The following is a 23,236-nucleotide window of genomic DNA, read 5'->3' as shown; positions in this document are numbered from 1 at the left end:
AGCCGTTCACTCCTCGAGCGGGGCCTAGCGGAGAGCGTATCGGCTCGAGGGGGCGAGGAGAGAGAATTGCGGATCGAACGGACGAACTTTGGACGGCTATCCGGCGATCGATCGCGTCACTCGGGTTCGCGCTCGGTCGTGCCCATCGTGATCTCCCCGCGGGCGCGGATCGTTCCGTCGACTTCGGCGTCCGGACCGAGTTCGAGGTTCGCCGAGGCGACGTCGCCGAGGATGCGGGATTCGGCGCCGATCGTGACGTCGCCGTCGCGGGTGGTCAGATCGCCGTGGATCCGCGTCCCCTCGCCGACGGTGATGTCGCCGCGGGCCCGGAGACTGCCGAAGATAGTCGTATCGTCGCCGACGTCGATCGTTTCCGCGCGGACGTTGCCGTGGAGGCGGCAGTCGTCGCCGATCGTCGCGGGGGTCGAGACCCGCCACGCGTCGTCGCTGACGGTCGCGTTCCGCGGGATCACGAGCGGTTCGACGTCGGCCTCCGCGTCGTCGTCCTCGAGCATTTCGGAGACGAGTTGCTGGGCCGTCTCCTCTTCGCCGATCAGCAGAAGGTGCTTGAGGTAGACGAACAGGAAGACGATGGTCGGCATCGGGTTCCGGATGACGATCCAGCCGTTGGCTTCGAACCCCTCCTCGATCTCGACGTCGTCGCCGATGTCTAAGTCGCCGGCGACTTTCATCTCGCCGCCGACGTGGACGCGCTCGCCGATGTAGGCGTCCTGCCCGACCAGCACGTTCTCGGCGACCTCACACCACATGTCGAGACGGCAGTCACCTTCGGCTTCGATGGCGCCGCCGAACTCGACGGACTCGCCGGCGAGGACGTTTCGGCCGCGCACCCCGAAGTCGACGGTCGATCGAGCGCCGATGAGGATGTCGCCGGCGGTCACGAGGTCGACTTCCTTGACTTCCGTCCCGTCGGGGACGGATAGTTTGTCGAGCGGATCCCTGCTGATGGCCACGTTTCAGCCCAAAGGAGTCATCCACTAATAAACCTCGCGCGTCGTCAGCCTCGCGTCAGACGCCCGTCGGACGCCGCCGGCCGCTCGGTCGCCTTCCTTTTACTCCCCCACCGCGTAGAGCCGCCCATGACGACGCTCGCGTTCGACGAAGAGGGGATCGACGTCGTGTACGAAGGAACGGAGTTCCGCCTCGAGCGAGACCTCATCGAAGAGGCGACGGAGAAGTCCTACTACGACGTGACCGATCACGAGGTGCTCAAGATCGTCGCCGAACAGCCGAACCTCCAGGGGGAACCGCGACGCGTCGGCGATATCCTCCAGTGAGCGCGTCGGTGTGGTCGGTCGTCCAATGGCGATCGTCGCTCGAGACGAATCCGCACGGAGCGCGAAAATCGAAACGGGTAAAAACGTCTCCCCGATAGATACGGATGAGCCGAGATAGCCTAGCCCGGCCAAGGCGGTAGATTCGAAATCTACTGTCCTCACGGACTCGGGAGTTCAAATCTCCCTCTCGGCGCTTTCACGGCAACTACTCCCGACGAGCGGCGCGTGGCGCCGCGAGTCGATCCGTTGCCGTGAAACGACTCCGGGAGATTTGAACCAGGGAGGTCGCACGCTCGCGAACGAAGTGAGCGAGACCGTCCGACCGTGGTTCAAATCTCCCTCTCGGCCTGTTTTCCGACGACAATTTCTAACGAACGGCGCGGAGCGTGCCCTCGAGTCGCTGTCCGCTATCGCCGCCCTATCCATCCCCAGACCGGACGGCCGACCGTCTCGACCGAACACACCGCCCGAGTACTGGACTCCGCTGTGAGCGGTCCTCGAGCGCACGCAACCAACTGTGTGTCACTCGCAAGCATGCTGTTTATCGAGGACGGAGTGAACAGATAATGGTACTAGTTAACAATGGTGGCCGACCGCAATCAGTTCGCCGTAGCCCGGGGTGAGGAGCGGTGAACTTCGACCGCGAGGATGGCGACGACGCGTTCCATCCGCTCGGGGAAGCGTGGCAGGACGAACTCGAGGCGGGGCTCGAGGAGTCCGAGTACGATTCGGAACTGGGCATGCAGATGGCCGAAGACGCCATGCGCGTCACCGAGGGGGAACTCTCGGAGGAGGCGTTCTACGACCGGTATCACGAGGCCATCGCCGAGGAGTTCGGCGACGAGTTCGACGAGGAAGGGTTGCCGATGGCCGACGCGTTCGAATCCGCTGGAGAGCGGAGTCGGTTCGAGGGTGCGCTCTCCCAGGTCGGCATGGACGGGGATTCGCGCCGGGAGGTGATGAAGAAGATGAGCGCCGGCGCGGGGGCCGTGGGGCTCGGCGCCTGGGGGACGAAAGCCGCCAATAGCGACGATCCGGAGCCGTCTTTCGCCGAGGCGTCCGAGGAATCCGACGAGGGCGGCGACGAGGGGACGCAATGGGGAATGGCCCTCGACCTCGAGCACTGCGACGGTTGTCTCTCCTGCGTCGTCGCTTGCAACGAGGAGCACAACTGGAATCAGGGCGCCAACTGGATGTACATCCTCGATTACGAGGACGAGACGTCCGAGGCGGACGACTCGCCCAACCGTCTCATTCGACCGTGTCAACACTGCACCGACGCGCCCTGCGAGAAGGTGTGTCCGACGACGGCCCGTCACACCCGGGACTCGGACGGGCTCGTCCTGACCGACTACAACGTCTGTATCGGCTGCCGGTACTGTCAGGTCGCCTGCCCGTACGGCGTCAACTACTTCCAGTGGGAGGAACCGTCGGTGCCGGCCGACGAACTCGAGTCGGACCACGTCTACGACGAGCGCGGCCGTCCGGTCAGTTCCCGCGGACCCCGGGGCGTCATGGAGAAGTGTACGTTCTGTCCGACGCGTCAGGACGGCCAGCAGGGCGAGGAGCTGATCGGTCGGACCGCCTGCGAGGACGCCTGTCCGCCGGAAGTGATTCAGTTCGGCGACATGAACGACGAGAACAGCGATCCGCAGCGGTACCTCTCGAACACCGCCAAGAGCCGATCGCTCGTCCGACTGGCCAGCGACCTCCCGGATCCGGAGGGCCTCCAGGAATCACTGCAGGGCGCGGGCTCGGACCTCGAATCCATCGTCGACGCCGTCGAGGATCTCGACGAGGACCTGGTGGCGGTGCTGCTCGCGATCGCCATTCTCGGCGAGGAGGGCGAACCCGAGGGCCGGGAGAACAGCTCCCTCGCGCAGCAGGAGGACACCGCTCTCAACATCGTGAGCATCCTCGAGGACCACGGCCTCGACACGACAAGCCAGGAGCTCCTCGTCGAACTGGACCTCGCCGAGGAGCCCGAGGAGAGCGGCGATGGCGAGGAAAGCGGTAGCGGGGGCGGAGACACCGGTGGCGGTGAGGGCTCCGGCGGGGGCAACGAGACCGACGGCGGGAACGAGACCGAGACCGGGTCGTTCGTTCAAGAAGACGGCGGCGAGTTCGAGGGACCGAGCGAGGAGCTCGCCCAGGAGCGGCTCGTCGACTTCGCCGGCGATCCGGAGTCGTCGTACAAGCTCCTCGAGGATATCGGGACGGATCCGAACGTCGTCTATCTCGGCGACCAGCCCGGACCGGAGGCCCATCAGGTCGAGGGCCCGGTGGCCTACGAGGACGTCGGAATGACCGACAATCGCAAGAACGTCGTCGACGACGGAACCGTCGACCCCTTCTTCTGATCTCACTCGGAGACTCGGGTCGGCGACCGGACTCGTCGGGTTCATTACGACGGCCCCGAACGTCTGCGTATGAACATTCGTCAGCGGCTCATCGTCGGAAGCCTCTGGATCTCGGTCGCGGCGGTGATGGCGATCACGATCGAGCCGGGGATTCCGTCGACCCTCGGCGGAATTATCCGACTGTTCGTCGTCGTCCTCGCACTGTTTCTCGCCGGCGTCTACCTGCTCGACCCCTGGAACGTCGTCAGCCGGCACCCGTTCCACTAGGTGACCGGGTGAGAAAGGAAAGCGGGGACGGTATCGATCAGTCGTCCGCCGGCGTCAGGGGCTGCTGGTCGGCTGCGAGCAGTCGATCGAGGGCGTCGACCATCGCCTCGACGCTGGCCCGCGTGATGTCGGCCTCGCTGCGGGCGACGGTGACCGACCGGTCGTTGCGGACCATCGTCACTTCGACGGTGACGACCGCGTCCGTACCACCCGTTACCGCGTCGACGTGATAGGACTCGAGTTCGGCGTCTGCCATCGAGCCCAGCGCCTCGCGGACGGCGGAGACGGCGGCGTCGACGGGGCCGGATCCGGTCCCGCTGGCGACGCGTTCCTCGCCGCCGACGGCGAGTCGGACGCTGGCCGTCGGGACGGGTCCGCCGCTGGTCGCGGAGAGGTCGAGTAAGTCGACGACGCGCTCGCGGTCGTCGCCGGTGACGTCCTCGGCGATGGCCAGCAGGTCGGCGTCGGTGACCCGACGGCCGCGGTCGCCGAGTTCCGTCACTCGAGTGGCGATCTCGGCGATCTCGTCGTCGTCGGCCGCGACGTCGTGTTCCTCGAGGGTTGCCTCGACGCCCGCGCGACCGGTGTGCTTGCCGAGCGCGAGTCGCCGTTCGCGACCGACCGTCTCGGGCGGGTACGGCTCGTACATCTTGTCGTCCTTGAGCGTCCCGTCGGTGTGGATGCCGCTCTCGTGGGTGAACGCGTTCTCGCCGATGACGGCCTTGTTCGGCGGGAGCTGAACGCCCGTCGCCCGGGAGACGGTTTGGGCGAGATCGTACAGTTCCTCGAGTTCGAGGGTCTCGACGTCGTAGACGTGCGAGAGCGCGATCGCGACCTCCTCGAGCGCGACGTTGCCGGCGCGCTCGCCGAGCCCGTTGACGGTACAGTGGACGAGGTCGGCGCCGGCCGAGACGGCCGACAGCGCGTTCGCGACGCCCAGCCCCAGATCGTCGTGGGTGTGGGCGCTGACCGGGCCGACGTCGGTGAGCCGCGAGACCGCCTCGGCGGTGCGCTCGGGTCCGGTGTGGCCGACGGTGTCGGCGAAGCAGATCCGATCGGCGCCGGCGTCGACGGCCGTCGCCATCAGCTCCTCGAGGTAGTCGAGGTCGGCCCGCGAGCCGTCCTCGCCGATGACCTCGACCCAGAGGTCGTGGGCCTTCGCGTAGGCGACGAGTTCGGCCGTCTTCTCGAGGTTGTCCTCGCGGGAGGTGCCGACCTTGCCCTCGACGTGGCGGTCGCTTGCGGGGACGACGATGTGGACGCCGTCGACGTCACAGTCGAGCGCGAGGTCGACGTCGGCTTCCATTCCGCGGCAGAAGCTCGTAACGCGGGCCTCGAGGTCGAGGTCGGTCACCCGCGAGATGGCCTGTCGCTCGCCCGCGCCGGTACAGGCACTACCCGCCTCGATGACGGCGACGCCCGCCCGCTCTAACGCGCGGGCGATGTCGACTTTCTCGTCGGGCGTCAGGGAGACGCCCGGGGCTTGTTCGCCGTCGCGAAGCGTCGTATCGAGAAGGCGCACTGTACGGTCGGGGGCGATCGTATCGGCGGCGGAGTGAGTCACAGGTAGAAGCGAATCGGTAGTTGCAGTCGGTTCATCGGAGAATTTCACGCCCAGCCGGGTTGCCCCGACTTCCTCTATCCTCGGACATGGTATGCGATGCTATCGCAACACGCTGACTTAAATCCGCCGGTCCCCGATTACGAGGACGATTGACGGCAATAGACGGGCCCTCCATCGCGTACCGATCCGAACCATCCGGCGTGCAGTGGCGCGCGCTGTCGTCCGTCCGAACGGTAGTGAGGACGGACGATGATACTGCGCGAGGGATGAGCGAGTGACGGAAGGAGCGAGCGAATCGGTTGGGGAGGGAGTGGCTCCTCCCCGTTGCCACGAGAGCAGGACGCTTCCCTTCGTCCACAATTTCATCGGAGTCGACGATCTGTTCGAAAGTCACAATATCTGCTCGCAAGTCGTCGCACCGCACCCCGGAACAGGAACGGGTCAGTGCCACCCCTGGACGCCTCGAGCGAAAATTCCCACATCCGAACGAGTCCATCCGAACACCCTTCCAGCCGCCCGTGGTACCGTCGCTCGAGCATGGACGCAACCCTGGAGCCGCTGGCGCGGTCGCTCCGCGAGGCCCCGGTCGTCGATCGAGACGGCTACGAGTACTTCGTTCACGGCGTTACCGACGGCGTACCGCCGATCGAACCGGCGGTGCTCGAGGCCGTCGCCGACGGCATCCGCGAGCGAATCGACCTCGAGGGCGTCGACAAACTCGTCGCGCCCGAGGCCATGGGCATCCATCACGGCACCGCACTCTCGCTGGCGACGGGGATTCCGATGGCCGTCGTCCGCAAGCGCTCCTACGGCTTTCCCGACGAGGTCGCCGTCCACCAGGAGACCAGCTACGGCGAGAGCGAACTGTTCCTGAACGGCGTCGACGCGGGCGATCGGGTGGTGCTCGTCGACGACGTCCTCTCCTCGGGCGGCACGATCGAAGCGGTCTGCGAGGCCCTCGAGGCCGTCGAGGCGGAGCTCGTCGATATCGTCGTCGTGCTCCGACGCGTCGACGCGGACCACGAAGCGGTCTCCCGGGAGGTGACGAGCCTGCTCGACGTCCGCGTTCGGGACGGGGCGCTCGAGGTCGTGGACGACGACTCGACGTTCGAATAGCGACTCGAGTACCGCAATCGGTATCCGGATTTCCGACGAAACTGGAACCATGGGAACCCGCGAGGAGGACGATCCCGACCGAGTGATCGAACGGATGGCGCAACTCGTCGAGGAGACGTCTCCCCGGTCGGAAGAGACGTCGTCGCTCGACGACGGCGGTCACCCGATAGCCCGGAAGCACAGAGACGCGATCCGCCGGGGCGCACGAACGACCGAAACGGACGGTGAGTGATGCGAGTAGCAGTACGTCGGCTCTAGATCACGCCTCCTCGAGCACGACCCGATCGCCGGATTCGACGCCGTCCGCAGCGCCGGCCGGAAGTTCGACGAGCAGGTCGCACTCCGCGCGGGCGAAACTCAGCCACGGGCGAAGGCGTTCGACGCGCTGAACGACGCCGTCGGCGACCCAGAGGGCGTCGATCGAGAAGAAGACGAACAGCATGTGGACGTCGCGGACCTCCGCGGAATCGAATTGGAAGGCCAGCGCGTAGTCGTCGGGTATCGAGCGGCGGAACATCAGGCCGCGGGTCTGGCTCAGCAGCGAGTCGGCGATGTCGACGTCCGTCGCAAGCACCCGTCGGTCATCGCGTTCGTCGGTCGAATCGCCGCCCGAAATCGGTTCGTGAACCAACTGCACGCCCTCGAGTCGGAAGGCGGGTAGCAAAAGTCTTCTCGCTCGAGGCGTCTCCGGAGAGTCGACCGGGACGAGGTGCGAGAGAACTAGTGACGGAACGACGTGTTCTGCTACCGTGGCAACGGGGAATCGCCACGCCCTCCCCAGCCGATTCGCTCGTTCCCTTCGGTCACTCGCTCATCCCTCGCACGGAATCGCCGCCACGCCTTCGCAGTGCTCAGGCGTGACGCCAGCGCGCGCCACCGTTTGCCGGCCGAAATGTTTCGAGCGGGACGTAAAACGCGTGTCCATTCCGAATCGATGCGGTGGTCCGAACCGATCAGAGCGCCCCGAACTCGACCTCGTCGACTTGCTCGGCTGCTTCGAACAGTGCGAGCACGCCCTCCTCGAGCAACAATCGGCCGAACTCCGTCAGTTCGTACTCCGGGCCGTCGACGGTCGGGTCGACCAGACACGGCATCCGCTCGGTGACGACGCCGGCGTCACGGAGGGCGCCGATGCTCGCGTTCGCGTCCGTCTCAGAGTGTTCCGTTTCGGCCGCAATGGCCTCGAGCGTGGCTGCCTCGGCGTCCATCGCGTATAGGGTGTAGGCGACCTCGAACCGGTCTCGGTCGCCGAGGGCGGCGACGGCCTCGAGAACCTCGTCCGCGTCGAGCAGCGTCTCGCTCGAGTCGTCGGTCGGTAGCATACCGGTCCCCACGAACGCGGACACGAAAATCGCATCGGACGGATCGCTGGTGGGCCACGATCCGAGTGATCGACCGAAGTCCAGAAGAAAGCCCCCGAGCCGTGACGTTCAATTGCTCGCCGTGCGAATGGCCGCTGACTGCGCATGGAGAAAACGCCGCGGGGCACGTCGGTCGGCGTCGACGACCCCTACGAGTTCGCGGGCGTCTGCGACCACCTCACCGGCGAGGGAACGTGCCGGTACGCCTTCGACCACTACGAGCACGACCCGGAGTTCGCCCGCCAGCGCGCCGAAGACGACTACGAGTGTCCCGTCGTCGACCCCGAATCGGACTGGGAGTGGCGCGACTGTCCGCACTTCCGTTCGCGCAACCGGGACCGCGAGTGCGTCCGCTGTGGCATCGCGGAGAAGCGCATGGCCCACGACGACGAGCGCCCGCTGCTCGAGGAACATCACCTCTCGTACGCGCGCGACGGCGAGGAACTCACCCACGAGATCACGGTCTACCTCTGTCGGTGGTGTCACGCCAAGGTCCACAACTCGTGGGCGCGGATCACCGACGACGCGGGCCCGGATCCCGAGGCGATCGCCGCGCTCGAGGAACGCCGCGGGCGCGAGTACGAAGAGTTGGGGTTCGAGTCGGCGGCGGAGCGGTACGACGAAGAGCGGTGACGTAATCGGACGCCGGTGTCGGCGTCACGGTGGCGTCACGGCGGCGCGGCGTCCGCACCGAATTGGCCCGTCACCCGGTGTTCTTCATGCCGGCCGCGATTCCCTTGACGGTCAGCCGCAGCGTCCGCTCCTCGATGTCGGTACGGTGGGTCCGGTCGAGCAGGTAGACCTGCAGCAGGTTCAGCGGGTCGACGTACGGGTTGCGCCGCGCGAGGTTCTCGCCGAGCCAGTCGCGGGTGTGGAGATCATCGCGCTGGCCGATCTCGGTGATCAACTCCGTCGCCCGCTGGTACTCGTCGGTGAGCCGCGGGAAGAACCGTTCCCGAAGCTCGGGATCCGCCAGGTCGGCGTACTGGTCGGCGATCCCGAGTTCGGTGCGAGAGAGCGAGAGGGCGGCGTTGTCGAGCGTGGTCCGGAAGAACGACCACTCGTCGTACATCTCCTGGAGAGTCTCCATCGAGCCGCCGTCGTCTCGCGGCTCATCGCCGCTCGACTCGTCCGAGGAGCGTGGCTCCTCGCCCTCCAGATACGCATCCACGCCGGAGGCCAGCGCGTACCACCCGGGGAGGATACACCGCGACTGGGTCCAGGAGAACACCCACGGGATCGCCCGCAGGTCCTCGACGGTGCGTTCGCCGCTGCGCGAGGCGGGCCGAGAGCCGAGGTCCAGATCCTCGATGACGGTGATCGGCGTCGCCTGCTCGAAGTAGCTGACGAATCCGTCGCTCTCGAGGAGGTCGCGATACTCCTGCCGGGCGGCGTCGGCCATCGTCTCCATGGCGTCGAACCACTCCTCGGGAAGTTCCTGCTCGTCGGGTTCTTCCATCGCGTACAGGCGCGCGCGGAGTTGCGCGTTGAGCATCTGTTCGATGTTGCGTTCGGCGATGCGGGGATTGCCGTACTTCTCGGCGATGGCCTCGCCCTGCTCGGTGAACTTGACCTGACCCGTGATCGTGTTGTTCGGCAGCGCCAGCAGCGCCTCGTTCATCGGGCCGCCGCCCCGCGAAATCGAGCCGCCGCGGCCGTGGAACAGCCGCATCTGCACGTCGTAGTCGTCGCAGATCTCGCCCAGTCGCCGCTGATTTTTAAAGAGCGACCAGTTCGCCGCCAGAAAGCCGTTCTCCTTGTTCGAGTCCGAGTAGCCCAGCATGATCTCCTGGGTCTGCCCCCGGGCCTCCAACGCTTGCGAGTAGGCTTCGTTCTCGAAGAGCGTGCCCATGATGCGGCGGGCCCCCGAGAGGGCGTACTCGGTCTCGAGCAGCGGGACGATGTCGATTCCCGAGTGCTCGGGCAGGGAGACCACGCCCGCCTGATCCGCGAGGAACAGGACCTCGAGGACGTGACTCGGTTCGTCGGTCATCGAGATGGCGTAGGTGTCGATGGCGTGGACGCCGTACTCCGTCTGCCAGTCGCCGAGGTCCTCGAACAGTTCGAGGACGCGTGTCGACTCCGCCGAGAACCCCTCGGTTGCCGAGAGGTCGACGACGGGTTCGTCCTGCAAGACGGCGTCGGTCAGCAGGTCGACGCGCTCGTCCTCGCTCAGGCCGTGGTAGTCTATTCCCTCGCTCTCGAGGGCCTCGGCGATGGCGTCGGTGTGTTTCTGTTGGTGTTCGCGGAGGTCGAGGCTGGCCAGCGAGAAGCCGAATGTGGCGACCTGTCGGCGGATCGGGTCGACGTGGGCCTCGACGACGCTCTCGGCGCCGTTGTTTCGCAGGCTCTGGGCGATGACCGCGAGGTCCGCGAGGAGGTCGTCGACGTCGTCGTAGCCGCCCGGTCGGACGTCGCCGACCCGGGCGAGGCGTTCGCGCATGAGTTTGAGCTTCTGCCGGTAGGGCTCGCCCGGATACCGCTCCTGGGCCGTGCGAGCGCTGCCGGGCAGTCGCTCGCGATCTTCTTCCAGAGTGGCCTCGAACTCGCTTCCCGTCTCGATCCGGCTACCGTCCTGACTCAAGACGCCGGAGAGGCGCTTGAGTTCGTCGCGGTACTTCTCGAGGACGACCTCGCGCTGGCGCTCGAGCGTGTTCGCGGTCACCTCGGGGGTGACGAAGGGGTTACCGTCGCGATCGCTGCCCGCCCACGAGCGGAACTCGAACAGTTTCGGGATCTCGAGGCCGGGTTCGACTTCCGCGTCGATGGCGTCGGCCAGTTCGTCGTAGACCTCGCCGACCACGTCGAACAGCGTGTTCTCGAGGTACCACTGGACGTTGCGCGCCTCGTCCTCGGGTTCGGGCTGACGATTGCGTACCTGCGGCGTCTGCCAGAGGCTGGTCACCTCCGCGTCGATATCGCGCCAGATCTGGCTCTCTTCTTTCTCGGTCAGGAGTCGCTCGTCGAGCGTCTCGAGGTGCGTCGAGATGGTCCGAAGCTTCGATTTGACGGTCTTCCGGCGGGCTTCGGTCGGATGTGCGGTAAAGGTCGGCTCGATCAGCACGTCCTCGAGCACCTGCCGAACGGTGTCGATGTCCCGCTTCCCTAACTCCTCGGCTGCCGTCTCGAGGCTATCCTCGAGGGTCTCCTCGTGAGACTCGGTGCGGATCGTCCGCACACGCTCGCGTTCCTCGGCGAGGTTGATCAGTTCGAAGTAGGTCGTAAACGCCCGCGCGACGATCCGCTGCTGGTGTGGTGAGAGCGCCTCGAGGTCCGCGATCAGCGACTCGCGCGACTCGAGATCGCCCGACCGGTAGTCGATCGCGGCCCGTCGGGACGATTCGACCGTCTCGAACGCTCTCCGAGAGGTCTGTTCCTCGAGCACGTCGCCGAGCAACGCGCCGAGTTCCCGAACGTCCTGCCGGATCTCTCTGTTATGGAGTCTCATTGCGTCATCGTACGGTCGCTATCCCAAAAACCCCCGTGCAGCAGGGTCGTGATCGCCCTCGGGTTCCGTGAACGGTCGTGGCATGGACTGGATCGTCACCGGAGGATCGCGGGTGACGGCGACTGACGGCGGCGACTCGAGTGTGCTCTCGGTGGGAACGGACGACTAGCGGTCCGGTTCGGGACACTGACGTTGACCTCCACGAGGTCTGATAACTGGTCGGTCCCAATTCCACGCCGACACGCTCGCGACGGACCAGCTATTGGCCACAGCGCCGACAGCGAAGGACCGACTGACGAGTACGAAAACTGACGGTTCACGGTAGGAAGCGGGCTATCACCGAGTCGAATAGTCGGCGGCCTGAACGGATCACGGTTCGTGTCTGTATGGAATGGATAGCGGGTTGTCACACCCGCCAAACTTCAGGAAGGAGAGTATTATATATCTAAATATTGCTTGGAATTTACGAAGATGGTCTCACGGATCCCACTACGATAGCCGTGAACGACCGGTGTTGGTTGGCCGATCGCTGACAACGACGATGAACGAATGGGTTGACAGAACGCGGCGTCCGGAATCGCTATCGGCACCGTCTCTGGAATTGAAATGTTTTAATCATAGCTACGTTTCCGTTGCTTCTTGGTAGGATAAATTGAAAGTGAGCCACACACCGGCCGGATGTTACGCAGAATGAACAAACTGTACGAGTGAAATAACAATCCCCTACTCGGTGTCACGATAGCGGCGTGTTCGAGTCATGGATGGTGTAACCGACGTTCACCGATATCTCGCGTCTGCACCCGCAGCCGGCGGCCGACCGCCCGGGAGTCGAGCCCGGCTGTCCGGCCGCCGGCCGACGGAAGCAGCGGGTGCCGATCGCGTCGCGATCGATCGGCGACGTCGCAGGGGAGCGCTCCGACAGTTACGCACGGACAGCGTGCGAGCCCCTGACGACACCGCCGACCATCAGCGCTCGAGCGCTCTGGCCGGCGGCCCGAGCGATTGTGAGCGAGCGCCGGTGCGCGGAGGGACTCACGAATGACCAGTTGGCCCCGCGGCCGATCGATTCCGGCGGAGGTCGACATCGATGTATAGGCAGCACACGGTCGCCGTCGTGGTTCCGGCGTACAACGAGGAGGGATTCGTCGGCGAGGTCCTCGAGACGATGCCGGAGTACGTCGATCGGATCTACGCCGTCGACGACGCGTCGTCCGACGAGACCTGGGAGGAGATCACCGAGACCGCGGCGGAGCTCAACGAGGAGACGCGAGCGGAAGAGGCCCCGACCGTCGCAGCCGACGGGGGGCCGGCCTTCGATCGTCGCGTCGTTCCGATCCGCCACGAGACGAACCGGGGCGTCGGCGGCGCGATCAAGACCGGCTACCTCGAGGCGCTCGAGGACGAGGTCGACATCACGGCGGTGATGGGCGGCGACGGCCAGATGGATCCCGACATCCTACCGCGGTTCCTCGATCCGATCGTCGACGGCGAGGTGGACTACACGAAGGGGAATCGCCTGCTCGACCGGGAGTACCGGGAGGGAATGTCGCGGTGGCGATTCCTCGGGAACTCGGTCCTGACGTTCCTCACGAAGATCGCCTCGGGCTACTGGAAGATGATGGACCCGCAAAACGGGTACACGGCCATCTCGCTGCGGGCGCTCGAGAACGTCGAGATCGAGGAGATGTACGAGTACTACGGCTACTGCAACGACCTCCTGGTAAAGCTCAACGCCAAGGGGATGCGGGTCGCCGACGTCGCGATGCCGGCCGTCTACGGCGACGAGGAGTCGAGCATCAAGTACCCGTCCTACATTCGGAAGGTGTCCGGAATGCTCCTGAAGAACTTCTTCTGGCGGCTCAAGACCCGGTACCTCGTCCTCGACTTCCATCCGCTCGCGCTGTTTTACCTCTTCGGCGCGGTGATCTGCGGCGTGGCCCTCGGCGGCCTCCTCTGGTCGCTGTACGCCTGGCTGATGCTCGCGTACCCGCTGTTCGTGCGCGGGTCGTTGAGCATCCTCCTGTTCATCACCGGGAGCCTGTTCCTGCTGTTCGCGATGCTGTTCGACATGCAGGTCAACGAACCCCGCGAGGTGCAGTTCTATGACTGAGCGGGACCGGGTCCTGATCACGATTCAGCACCCGGCCCACGTCCACTTCTTCAGGAACGCCGTCGCGGACCTCGAGGACCGGGGCTACGACGTTCACGTCTACGCCCGCGACAAGGACGTGACCTGCGACCTCCTCGAGGCCTACGATATGGAATACGAGGTGCTGGCGGGCAGCGCCGAATCGACCGTCGAACTCGCGAAAGTCCAGGCGGTCTACGAGTACCGGATCCTGAAACGCGCTCGAGAACTCTCGCCGGACGCGCTGCTCGCGATCGGCGAACCGGCGGTCGCACACGCCTCCACGGTCGTCGACGGCCACAGCGTGCTGTTTACCGACACCGAACACGCAACCTTCCAGAACGCCATCACGTTCCCGTTCGCCGACCTCGTCTGCACGCCGCGGGCCTTCCGGGACGACCTCGGTGACGGCCACTACGCCTACAGCGGCTACCACGAACTGGCGTACCTCCACCCGGACCGGTTCACGCCCGATCCGAGGGTGCTCGCCGAGATTGGAGCGCGACCGGCCGCGCCCGCCGCTCCCCGGGCAGACGGTGGCGTCAGTACAGATTTCGGGCCTTCTGCCGACAGCGGTTCTGGCACGAACAGCGGTGCCGGTTCCGGGGCCGCAACCCGTACCGGCACCGCCCCTAACGCGACCACCGACGATCCGCTGGTCGTCCTGCGACTGGTCTCGTGGAACGCCGCCCACGACTTCGGCCGCGACGGAATGAACGACATCGAGCGCCTCGTCGCCGAACTCGAGCGCTTCGGCGCGACGGTCCGCCTCTCTGCGGAAGGTGAGCTGCCGCCGGCGTTGGCCGACCGCCGATTCGACCTGCCGCCCGAGCGGATGCACGACCTGCTCGCCCACGCCGACCTGTTCCTGGGGGAGAGCGCCACGATGGCCATCGAGAGCGCCGTCCTCGGCACGCCCTCGCTGTACGTCTCGGATCTCGACGCGGGCGTGCTCGAGGAACTCGAGACGCGCTACGGGTTGTTACGACGGCTCCCCCAGGAAACCGGCACGGCCGCCGTCGCCGACGCGGCTCGAGAACTGCTGGCGACCGACGACTCGACCTGGGAGCGGCGCCGTCGGCGACTCCTCGAGGAGAGCGTCGACACCACGTCGTTCGTCGTCGACACCGTCGAGCGGGTGGTTCGCGGATGATGGCCGATCGCTCGTTCGGCGACGACTACGAGTTCGCGCTCTGTCTCACCCACGACGTCGACCGGCCCTACAAGACGTTTCAGTCGCTGTACTACGCCGCCGCCGAGCGCGACCCGTCCCACCTCCGATCGCTCGTGACCGACGAGCGCCCGTACTGGCAGTTCGAGGAGCTGATGGCCCTCGAGGACGACCTCGGCGTCCGGTCGGCGTTCTACTTCCTCAACGAGAAACGTCTCCGGGAAAAGTCGCCGTCCGAGTGGCTGGCACCCCGCAACTGGATGTTGTACACCGGCCGCTACGACGTTCGGGATCCGGAGATCGTCGACGTGATCCGGGCCCTCGACGACGGCGGCTGGGAGGTCGGCCTGCACGGCTCCTACGAGTCGTACGACGACCGGCAGCGACTCCGCTACGAGAAGGGCGTTCTCGAGGACGTGCTCGGCGATCGGATCCGCGGCGGGCGCCAGCACTACCTCAACACGAACGTGCCCGAGACGTGGGACCACCACCGATCGATCGGGCTGCGGTACGACGCCAGCTACCGGGCGAGTCCGACGTACGGGTTCGACGGCCAGTACGACGTCCTGCGCCCGTTCGGCGACGACTTCGTCGTGTTCCCGTTGACGATCATGGAGATCGCGCTGCGCGCGAACACGCCGTCGGTGGACGCGGCGTGGCGCGAGTGCCGCCGCCTGCTCGAGGAGGCCTGCGAACGGAACGCGGTCATGACCGTCCTCTGGCACCCCCGGTACTTCAACACCGACGAGTTCGAGGGGTACCGTACGCTCTACGAACGGACGATTCGAGAAGCGAAGGCGCTGGGCGGCTGGGTCGGGCCGCCGGGCGAGTGTTACGAACGGCTCGTGTCGGCGACGCCGTGACGTGACGGCCAGTTCTGTGACAGCCAGCGCCGTGACGGCCGGATGTCAGTTCTCGAGGGCGGCGCGCGCCTGCTCGCGGTCCGCGTCGAGACAGATCTCGTGTTCGTCGTAGTAGAGCGACCCGGTGCCGTTGCCGACGACGTACCCCAGCGGGCCGACGACCTCGATCCGGTTGTCGTCGGACGTCGTGAAGCGCATCGAGGTGTTCTCGAACGCGAGTTCGCCGTTGATCCAGTAGCGCATGATCCCGTCCGGGTTGGCCGTGCCGTTCTCGTAGGAGTTCACCTTGACGTGGGCCTCGATCTCGTTCCACTCGTCCATCCGAACGACGGCGTCGGTCATCTGGAAGTCGCCGGAGCCGGTGTTGTCGAGGTGGTAGGAGTAGCTGAAGAACTTGTATCCGTCCGGCGCTGGCGAGTCGTTACGGTTGGCGAAGCCGATGGCGTTCGACCAGCCGTTGGTGCCGTCGGTCGCGCCGCCGCCCGAGGAACCCGACCCGTTCGTCAGCGGCGCCCAGAAGATTCGGATCGTATCGTCCGGCTCGAGGGCGAAGTTCTCGGGGTACAGTTTGAATCGCGTGTAGACCTCGTCCTGATAGCCGCCGACGTGCTCCGGAAACCGGTACTCGCAGTTGGCGATCTTCTGGTCGTCCGTAAACGTTAGCTCGAGCGACCGATCGCCGGTCGTCGCCCGGTTCGCCACGAATTGCGGCGTGTGGCTCCCCCGGACGTCGTTGACGTCGTAGACCGCGCTCGGGTCGCGATACGCGTCGTAATCGAGGGGTATCGGCTCCGGACCGGCCGCCGCGGCGGTCGTCGCGCTCGCGGCGCCGGAGAGGCCGAGCGCGGCCGTCGCTGATCCGGCTGCCTTGAGATACGAACGGCGCCCGAGGCGGTTCGTGCTGGCGCTGGTACGCTGATCGCTGTCGACCGATCGATCGCGTTCGGCTGCCGGCTGATCGCTCGTCATGCGACCGGGAAGCCGAATTATACTATTATAAACCTTTATTACTCATTAACTTCTGTAGTTCTATACTATACATATAATTTACCAACTATATCTAACCTATCGGACGAATCTCGCACAATCGTAGCATCTCATACCTGCCGTGGAAAGACGGGATTACCGCCAGCATCAGGCGTCGAACGGGCGGCTATCGACGCTGGCGACCGTCGAGCCTCCCGGTCCGCGGTGCGCTCGAGCGGGGGAGTCGTGACGGACGGAAGGAGAGTCGAAAAACGAAGCCGACGGAGCGAAACTCGCTCGCCGAGACGGATCGCTATTCGTCGACGTCTCGGACGTTCCGGTAGATGTCGACGCCGGCGTCGCCGGCGAGCGTGAAGTCCGCGATGTTTCCGTCGAACCAGTAGGCGTCGAGTTCGTCTTCCCGGACGACCCCCTCGACGGAGGCGCCCTCGACGGCGTCGGTCGGCTCGAGCGTCGCGTCGCGGTAGCTCGATTTGATCACGTCGCCGTCGATCGCGAACGAGTAGTCCGAGGGCCCCTCCGCCTCGGTGCCGTCGATGACGATGGCGTGGGGGAGGACGACTCCGTCGTTGTAGTCGTCGGGATCGATCCGCTGATCGCCCACGTAGACCTGGGTGCCACCGGAGATGAACGTGAAGTCGGCGAGTTCGCCGGAGAACCGGAAGCGGTGGACGCCGGTCTCGATGCTCCCGGACGCGACGCTGTCCGACAGCAGGTTGGCCTCCGCCTCGGAGGCGTCGCCGACCATGGTGTCGATCGTTCCGTCGACCGCCACCTCGTAGCTCGATTCGGAGCCGTTGCCGACGATCGTCAGGATGTGGGGCAGGTCGTCGCCGTAGTCGGCCGGGTCGACGGGCTCGCCGTTGACCAGGACGCGGGCCGGACCGTCGACCGTCAACTGCTCGAGGTCGCCGGAGAAGCGGAACGCGTCGCGCCAGCCGGCGACCGAGCCGATGACGTGGCCGGCGTCGATGCGGTCGCCGGCGTTGATCGACGCCCCGCCGTAGGCGGCCTTCGCGACGTCGCCGCCGACCTCGAACTCGTACCGGCTGGTCCGGAGCGTCCCGAGGCCGTCGACGAGGATCACGTTCTCGAGCGGTTCCTCGCCGGCGGCTTCTCCGCTGTCGGCGGGCTCGTCCGGGTAGTCGCTGGGATCGAGTCGCTCGCCCGAGACCCACAGCGCCGACGGCTCGGGATCGGCGGAGATGGCGACGATCTCGCCGTCGAAGAAGTAGCCGTCGACCGTTCCGGGCGCCGCCACGGCGTCGACGACGGCGTACTCGTCGGTCGCGATGTCGACCGTCTCGTTGTAGGTGGCCTGACTCCAGTCGGACTGGACGATCTCGCCGTCGACGTAGATGCGGTACTCGGCCTCCCGGTCGCCGTTTCGGTAGGTCAATCGCTCGTCGTACTGGTCCCGCTGACCGGGTTCGACCAGGGTCGGGTCCTCGTCGTACGGCGGCGTGTCGTCCCGTCCCTCCGGGATCCCGCCGATCGCGATCTCGTGGTTGTCGTAGATCAGCGCGCTCCCCGAGAGGTTCGACCCGACGACGTAGCCGAGCGGACCGACGCCCTCGATGAGGTTGCTCTCGGTGGTCGTCATGCGGAAGTTCGTGCGCTCGTAGGCGAGTTCGCCGTTGATCCAGTAGCGCATGACGCCGTCCCGGTTGGCCTGTCCGTTGGAGAAGGTGTTACACCGGACGTAGCCCTCGATCTCGTTCCACTGATCCATCCAGATCGGGGTGCTCGTCATCTCGAAGTCGCCCGACCCGTCCCGATCCATGTGGTAGGAGTAGCTGAAGAAGTTGTAACCGTTCGGCGCCGGCGAGTCGTTCCTGTGGGCGAAGCCGATGGCGTTCGACCAGCCGTTGGTGCCGTCGGTCGCGCCGCCGCCCGAGGAGCCCGCCCCGTTCGTCAGGGGAAGCCAGAAGATGCGGACGGTGTCGTTCGTCCCGAGCCGAATGCCGTCGGGATACAGGTCGAATCGGGTGTAGACCTCCGACGGCCTGTCGTAGCCGTTCTCCTCGAACCGGTACTCGAGGTTCGCCGTCTTCTGGGCGCCCGAGAACTCCGTTCGAAGCGCGGTCTGGGTGCCGTTCGTCGGCGAGGAAACGAACTCCGGCGGGATGCCGCTTCGGTTGTCGTTGACGTTGTACACCTGCGACGGACTGCCGTACTGGGCGTAATCGAGTTCGATCACGTCCATGCCGTCCGTGACGCCGTCGGGCGCGGCGCTCGAGACGCCCGCGGTCGTGCCGAGTGCCGCCGCGGCGGCACCGGCGAGTTTGAGATAGGATCGTCGCCCGACCGTCTCGCTGCCCGAATCGTCTGCAGAACCGGACGGCGCGTCGTCCAACCCCGGAGTCTTGCGTGCCATATACAGCGAGTAATCCGATTTTACCGTCATAAACTTTTCCGCCTATAGAACGTACAAATAACGATATAATAAACTATTCCGACTGGTACTGTAGTGTGATGATCGGGGATATACTTGAAATATTGAATATGTATTTTCCAGACTGTATTGTAGCGTTACCGGCAGGTCAGCGGTCCTGTCGGACGCTCGGCGGGTCCTCGTCACCCTCGGTCAACTGTCGAGGGAGCGGACGATTTCGTGAATCGTCCTCGCCGCACGCGCCGGAGTCGGACGACAGGTGCGGGGGAGACTGAAGCAGTCCCCTTCGTTCCGTCGAGTGAGACTACAGTCGCCGTACGAGTGTGATAACAAAGCCTACATGAACTGTAGCCGGCCGCGAGTGTCGCCTTCGGCCATCGCCCCTCGTCGACACCGATAACAATGAGTATCAGAGTTTCAGTAGCCGATCCGTCAGCACAGGAGACGTGGAACGAGCACGTCGATCGGTCCCCGCAGGGGACGATCTTTCACCGATACGAGGCCCTCGAGTGCCTGCGAGATCACTCGGGTGCGACGCTGTACCCGCTGGTGGGATACAAGGGAGAGCAACCGGTCGGGATCTTCCCCCTCTTCGTCCTGAACAGCGGGCCGTTCTCGCTGGTCTTCTCGCCGCCGTACGAGCTCGGGATTCCGAGCCTGGGGCCCGCGCTGTTGCACATGGGCCAGTTGAAGCAGCGAAAGCGGGAGAAACGACACCGTCGGTTCATCGAGAGCTGTCTCGAGTGGGTCGACGAGGAGATCGATCCCCAGTACACCTACGTCGAGACCGACTGGAACTACGACGACAGCCGCCCGTTCGCCTGGAACGATTTCGACGTCTCGCCGGCGTACACCTACGTCGTCCCGCTCGAGGACTCGCCGAGCGAGGAGGAACTCATCATGCGGTTCAGCCAGAGTCCCCGCAAGCGGATCCGCGAGCAGCAGGATTCGTCCTACACCGTCGAAGTGGGCGACCGCGACGACCTCGAGTGGACCGTTCGGCAGGTGATCGATCGATACGAGGAGCAAGGGCGAAAGGCCCACCTCTCCGTCGACTTCGTGACGGACCTGTACGAGCGGCTTCCGGAGGGCGCCGTCCGACCGTACGTCCTCTCGCTCGAGGGCGAGCGGGTGTCGGGCAACATCGTTCTCGACGACGGGGAACGGTACCGCGGCTGGCAGGGCGCGACGCGGCCGGACGCCGATTTCCCCGCCAACGAACTGCTCAAGTGGCACCAGATGCTCGACGCCATCGACCGCGGGGTGCCCGACTACGAGATCATCGGAGCGAACACGCCCCGACTGACCACCTGGAAGGCGAAGTTCAGCCCCGAGACGCGGACCTACTACTCGGCGAAACGGTCGACGCTGAGCATGGAGATGGCCGAGAGCCTCTACGTCAACCTCCGGGACGGCAGCGAGTTACTCTCGCGGCTCTCTCCGGTCTCGGCGAACTAGGCTCGCGCGCCGTCGATCCGACGGCGCTCTCGGCAGCGACCTGTGTCCGCACACGAACACCGTTGGACGACCCATCTACGCACTCGAAACCGTGTCATCACTCGATCCGACCCTGTACCGAAGCATCGAACCGATCAACGAGAACCAGTGGAACCACGTCGTCACCCAGTCCGACCGGGGAACCGTCTACCATCGGTACGGCTGGATCCGAGCGATCGAGGACGCCTTCGACCACGACGGCCACCACGTCGTCGTCGAGAAGGGGACCAATCCGGTCGCGATCATGCCGAACTTCGCCGTCGACCTCCCGATTCCCGACCCGATCAGCGACACGCTCCCCATCGCACCGCCGCTCGAGCAACTGGTGTCGATCCCGGTCGGCTTCGGCGGCCCGGTCGTCCTCACTGACGAGGCCGACTCGCTCGACCTGCTGTTCGATACGCTCGAGGCGACCGCCGGCCGCGGCGTCGTCAACCACGCCATCGAGACGTACGACCTCGAGTACATTCGGTACGGGCAGTACCTCCAGACGCGGGGGTACGAGCCGACGTTCGACTCGTGTCTGTTCCTGATCGACCTGCGTGAGGGCTGGGACGCCATCCTCGAGGGAATGGACAAGGGTCGCCGACGGGACGTCCGGAAGGGCAACGAACAGGAGTACCGGATCGAGATCGATCCGCTGGGCGAGGACCTCGAGACGACCTACGACTGGTACGTCGAGAATATCGCGCGCGTCGACGGCTCGCCGCTCCCGAAGGCGTTCTTCGAGGCGCTGACCGACCACCTGCAGGACCGAATCCGCGTCTTCAGGGCGATCGTCGAAGGGCGTGAAATCGGGCGATACGTCTATCTGCTCGACGAGGAGGGCGGCGTGTTGCACCACTGGCTGTCGGCGATTCCGGACGCGGACGACTACGAGTACTACCCCTCCGAACTCCTCCACGAGCGCGCGATCAACTGGGGGATCGACCGGGGGTACGACCAGTACAACTTCGGGAAGACCGGCTCGCACTTCTCGAACTCCGTCTTCCGATTCAAACACAAGTACGGCGGGACGGCAGTCCCCGTCTTCAAGGTCGAGAAGGGGTACTCCCGGCTGGCGTGGCCGATGTACCAGTTCGGACGAGACAAGTACGTGGAGAAGTCGCTCTGAGTCGGTCGGAGTGGACGGCGCGCGGCTTTCCCTCACTCGTCGGGGTGGACCGGTGCGCGGCGTTCCCTCACTCGTCGGGAGCGGACGGATACTCGTCGGGATCGACCCGCTGGCCGGAAACCCACAGCTCCGCGAGTTCGGCGTCCGTCTCGAGGGCGAGGAGTTCGCCGTCGAAGAGGTAGCCGTCGGCGGTATCCGGCTCGGCGGTCGCTTCGACCGTCACGTAGCCGGTCTCGGTGTTGCCGGCCAGCGAAACGTCGACCGTCTCGTTGGGGAAGGCCTCGTGGCCGTCGACGTTGCTCCACTGGGTGTGCACCGCATAGCCGTCAACGTAGAGCCGGTACGTCGTCTCCTCGTCGGTCGCGACGGTGATCCGACTCTCGTAGGCGTCCATCTCGGACGGATCCGCGACGAACGGGTCCGGGTCGCGGGCCGATCCGTCGGCGGCGCCGTTTCCCCGGAGTCGATGATCGTCGTAGAAGACGGCCAGATCGGTCGGCGCGGTCTCGCCCCCGCCGTAGCGAACCAGCGGCCCGGCGTACTCGATCGCCTGTGTCTCGGTCGTCGTCCAGCGGAAGTCGGTCCGCTCGTAGACCAGGTCCCCGTTCAGCCAGCACCGGACCTCGCCGTCGGGTTCCGCGTCTCCGTCCGAGACCGTGTTCATCCGGGCGGACGTCGCGAATCGGAACCACTTCCCGGCGGGGACCGGCGCGTCGATGACCTCGAACTCGCCGCTCGCGTCGTCCTGATCCATGTGGTACGTGTACGCGCTGAGATTGTACAGTGCGTCGCTGTCGGTCTCCCTCTCCGTCACGGCGAACATGCTCGACCACCCGTCGTCGCCCGACGGCCTGCCGCGACCGCCGGAGCCGTGCGGGCCGGCCGCCGTGTTCAGCCCCGCGGACCAGAACCGGCAGACGTCTCCGTCGGCCATCGTCCAGTCGTCGCTCAGCCGGACCATCGCTCGCTGGGTGACCTCGCGCGGTTGGTCGTATCCGTTGTCGGGAAACCAGAACATCGCGTTGCTTCCGTCGCTCGCGTTCGCCGGAATCGCACACCGCAACGCCGTCTCTCCCGTGTACGCTCCGTCGTCGACGAACGAGAACCGGCGGGGATACCCCGTCCAGACGCGATAGATCGCCTCGGGGCTGTCGTACTCCCCGTAGTCGATGTCGATCGATTCGAACGCCTCGCCGTCGCCGACCCCGTCATCGCCGTTGCGCGCGACGAGCGCGATCACTCCCCCCGTTACCCCCAGCGCGGCGGCCCCACCGCCGAGCTTCAACACCGACCGTCGGTCGACCATTTCGTTTCTCCAACTACCACAGACTCCTTTAGTTACGGTCCACAGACTCCGCGAGGTCCGGTCCGGTGTTTGACGAGGATCCCGGGCGATGCGATACCGATTCACGATACGGTCGGCTTACAGCGCAGCGCCCTGCAGCCCACTCGTTCGATGGTGATACCGTACACTTCTGACACATACTTCTGCGTCGTATATATCACATTACGCTCAAATATTGTGTCGTAAATCCGAGCGTATTAGGCCTCTTCCCGACGCATATGCGACCCGATTCTCAGATTCTGTGAACGATGTGAAATGCTTTTCGACGCCAGTCGTGTAGGGCGCTGACAGATGAGCAGTCTCGCAGCGCGGCGTATTCCGA

The 23,236-nt window shown here is 65.5% G+C and carries 19 protein-coding genes and 1 tRNA gene; 12 read left to right on the top strand and 8 right to left on the bottom strand.

Going from position 1 to position 23,236, the window contains the following annotated elements; all coding sequences use genetic code 11:
- Positions 1-116 precede the first annotated feature (116 nt).
- On the bottom strand, positions 117-974 hold the full coding sequence (locus J0X25_RS19125) for a polymer-forming cytoskeletal protein (protein ID WP_207289042.1): 858 nt from the start codon (positions 972-974) through the stop codon (positions 117-119).
- 126 nt (positions 975-1,100) lie between these two features.
- On the opposite strand from J0X25_RS19125, the gene J0X25_RS19120 reads away from it, so the two are divergent.
- From J0X25_RS19120 to J0X25_RS19105, 4 genes are all read left to right on the top strand, one after another.
- Complete coding sequence (locus tag J0X25_RS19120) at positions 1,101-1,298, top strand: DUF5800 family protein (protein WP_207289041.1); 198 nt, start codon at positions 1,101-1,103, stop codon at positions 1,296-1,298.
- A gap of 108 nt (positions 1,299-1,406) precedes the next feature.
- Positions 1,407-1,491 (top strand) — tRNA-Ser (locus J0X25_RS19115).
- Positions 1,492-1,927: 436 nt separating this feature from the next.
- Entirely contained in the window at positions 1,928-3,658 is a 1,731-nt protein-coding gene (locus J0X25_RS19110) for a 4Fe-4S ferredoxin N-terminal domain-containing protein (RefSeq protein ID WP_207289040.1), read from the top strand.
- Between the two features lie 69 nt (positions 3,659-3,727).
- Positions 3,728-3,925, top strand: coding sequence for a hypothetical protein (locus J0X25_RS19105; protein WP_207289039.1), 198 nt, complete (start codon positions 3,728-3,730; stop codon positions 3,923-3,925).
- 37 nt (positions 3,926-3,962) lie between these two features.
- Here J0X25_RS19105 and J0X25_RS19100 read toward each other — a convergent pair whose 3' ends face one another.
- Complete coding sequence (locus tag J0X25_RS19100) at positions 3,963-5,489, bottom strand: (R)-citramalate synthase (protein WP_207289038.1); 1,527 nt, start codon at positions 5,487-5,489, stop codon at positions 3,963-3,965.
- A gap of 537 nt (positions 5,490-6,026) precedes the next feature.
- Between J0X25_RS19100 and hpt the strand changes: the two genes are divergently transcribed.
- Both hpt and J0X25_RS19090 read left to right on the top strand, forming a co-directional pair.
- Positions 6,027-6,605 (top strand): hypoxanthine/guanine phosphoribosyltransferase, encoded by a 579-nt coding sequence (hpt, locus tag J0X25_RS19095; protein ID WP_207289037.1) that lies wholly within the window; start codon positions 6,027-6,029, stop codon positions 6,603-6,605.
- A 49-nt stretch (positions 6,606-6,654) separates the two neighbouring features.
- Positions 6,655-6,837 (top strand): hypothetical protein, encoded by a 183-nt coding sequence (locus J0X25_RS19090; protein WP_207289036.1) that lies wholly within the window; start codon positions 6,655-6,657, stop codon positions 6,835-6,837.
- Positions 6,838-6,864: 27 nt separating this feature from the next.
- On the opposite strand, the gene J0X25_RS19085 is transcribed toward J0X25_RS19090, so the two are convergent.
- Together J0X25_RS19085 and J0X25_RS19080 are read right to left on the bottom strand one after the other, a co-directional pair.
- Positions 6,865-7,242, bottom strand: coding sequence for a DUF192 domain-containing protein (locus J0X25_RS19085; RefSeq protein ID WP_207289035.1), 378 nt, complete (start codon positions 7,240-7,242; stop codon positions 6,865-6,867).
- Positions 7,243-7,558: 316 nt separating this feature from the next.
- The gene (locus tag J0X25_RS19080; protein WP_207289034.1) at positions 7,559-7,927 is read right to left on the bottom strand and encodes an ArsR family transcriptional regulator; all 369 of its coding nucleotides are present in this window, start codon (positions 7,925-7,927) and stop codon (positions 7,559-7,561) included.
- Positions 7,928-8,071: 144 nt separating this feature from the next.
- Here J0X25_RS19080 and J0X25_RS19075 point away from each other — a divergent pair, with 144 nt between their 5' ends.
- Positions 8,072-8,599 carry a DUF7097 family protein gene (locus J0X25_RS19075; protein WP_207289033.1) on the top strand — a complete coding sequence of 176 codons (528 nt, stop codon included), beginning with the start codon at positions 8,072-8,074 and terminating at the stop codon, positions 8,597-8,599.
- 70 nt (positions 8,600-8,669) lie between these two features.
- Here J0X25_RS19075 and ppc read toward each other — a convergent pair whose 3' ends face one another.
- Positions 8,670-11,414: a phosphoenolpyruvate carboxylase gene (ppc, locus tag J0X25_RS19070; RefSeq protein ID WP_207289032.1), complete on the bottom strand. Its 2,745-nt coding sequence runs from the start codon at positions 11,412-11,414 to the stop codon at positions 8,670-8,672.
- A gap of 1,087 nt (positions 11,415-12,501) precedes the next feature.
- Here ppc and J0X25_RS19065 point away from each other — a divergent pair.
- From J0X25_RS19065 to J0X25_RS19055, 3 genes are read left to right on the top strand one after another with little or no spacing between them, the layout of a single operon-like run.
- The gene (locus J0X25_RS19065; RefSeq protein WP_207289031.1) at positions 12,502-13,524 is read left to right on the top strand and encodes a glycosyltransferase family 2 protein; all 1,023 of its coding nucleotides are present in this window, start codon (positions 12,502-12,504) and stop codon (positions 13,522-13,524) included.
- A complete protein-coding gene (locus J0X25_RS19060; protein WP_207289030.1) occupies positions 13,517-14,695 on the top strand; it encodes a DUF354 domain-containing protein in 1,179 nt (392 codons plus the stop codon). The genes J0X25_RS19065 and J0X25_RS19060 overlap by 8 nt, the downstream gene beginning before the upstream one ends.
- On the top strand, positions 14,695-15,576 hold the full coding sequence (locus tag J0X25_RS19055; protein WP_207289029.1) for a polysaccharide deacetylase family protein: 882 nt from the start codon (positions 14,695-14,697) through the stop codon (positions 15,574-15,576). The genes J0X25_RS19060 and J0X25_RS19055 overlap by 1 nt, the downstream gene beginning before the upstream one ends.
- A 45-nt stretch (positions 15,577-15,621) precedes the next feature.
- Here the strand turns inward: J0X25_RS19055 and J0X25_RS19050 are convergent, their stop codons facing one another.
- Both J0X25_RS19050 and J0X25_RS19045 read right to left on the bottom strand, forming a co-directional pair.
- Positions 15,622-16,545, bottom strand: coding sequence for a hypothetical protein (locus J0X25_RS19050; protein ID WP_207289028.1), 924 nt, complete (start codon positions 16,543-16,545; stop codon positions 15,622-15,624).
- Positions 16,546-16,855: 310 nt separating this feature from the next.
- On the bottom strand, positions 16,856-18,940 hold the full coding sequence (locus J0X25_RS19045) for a hypothetical protein (protein WP_225896705.1): 2,085 nt from the start codon (positions 18,938-18,940) through the stop codon (positions 16,856-16,858).
- 420 nt (positions 18,941-19,360) lie between these two features.
- On the opposite strand from J0X25_RS19045, the gene J0X25_RS19040 reads away from it, so the two are divergent.
- Positions 19,361-20,416, top strand: a complete 1,056-nt coding sequence (locus J0X25_RS19040) for a GNAT family N-acetyltransferase (RefSeq protein ID WP_207289026.1) — start codon at positions 19,361-19,363, stop codon at positions 20,414-20,416.
- Between the two features lie 91 nt (positions 20,417-20,507).
- The gene (locus J0X25_RS19035) at positions 20,508-21,569 is read left to right on the top strand and encodes a GNAT family N-acetyltransferase (RefSeq protein ID WP_207289025.1); all 1,062 of its coding nucleotides are present in this window, start codon (positions 20,508-20,510) and stop codon (positions 21,567-21,569) included.
- A 67-nt stretch (positions 21,570-21,636) separates the two neighbouring features.
- On the opposite strand, the gene J0X25_RS19030 is transcribed toward J0X25_RS19035, so the two are convergent.
- A complete protein-coding gene (locus tag J0X25_RS19030) occupies positions 21,637-22,875 on the bottom strand; it encodes a heparin lyase I family protein (protein ID WP_207289024.1) in 1,239 nt (412 codons plus the stop codon).
- Positions 22,876-23,236 lie beyond the last annotated feature (361 nt).

Origin of the sequence: Haloterrigena alkaliphila (assembly GCF_017352155.2) — an archaeon.
Classification (GTDB): Archaea; Halobacteriota; Halobacteria; order Halobacteriales; family Natrialbaceae; genus Haloterrigena; species Haloterrigena alkaliphila.
Note: the sequence above shows the minus strand (reverse complement) of the source record. Positions and strands in the feature narration are given on the sequence as shown.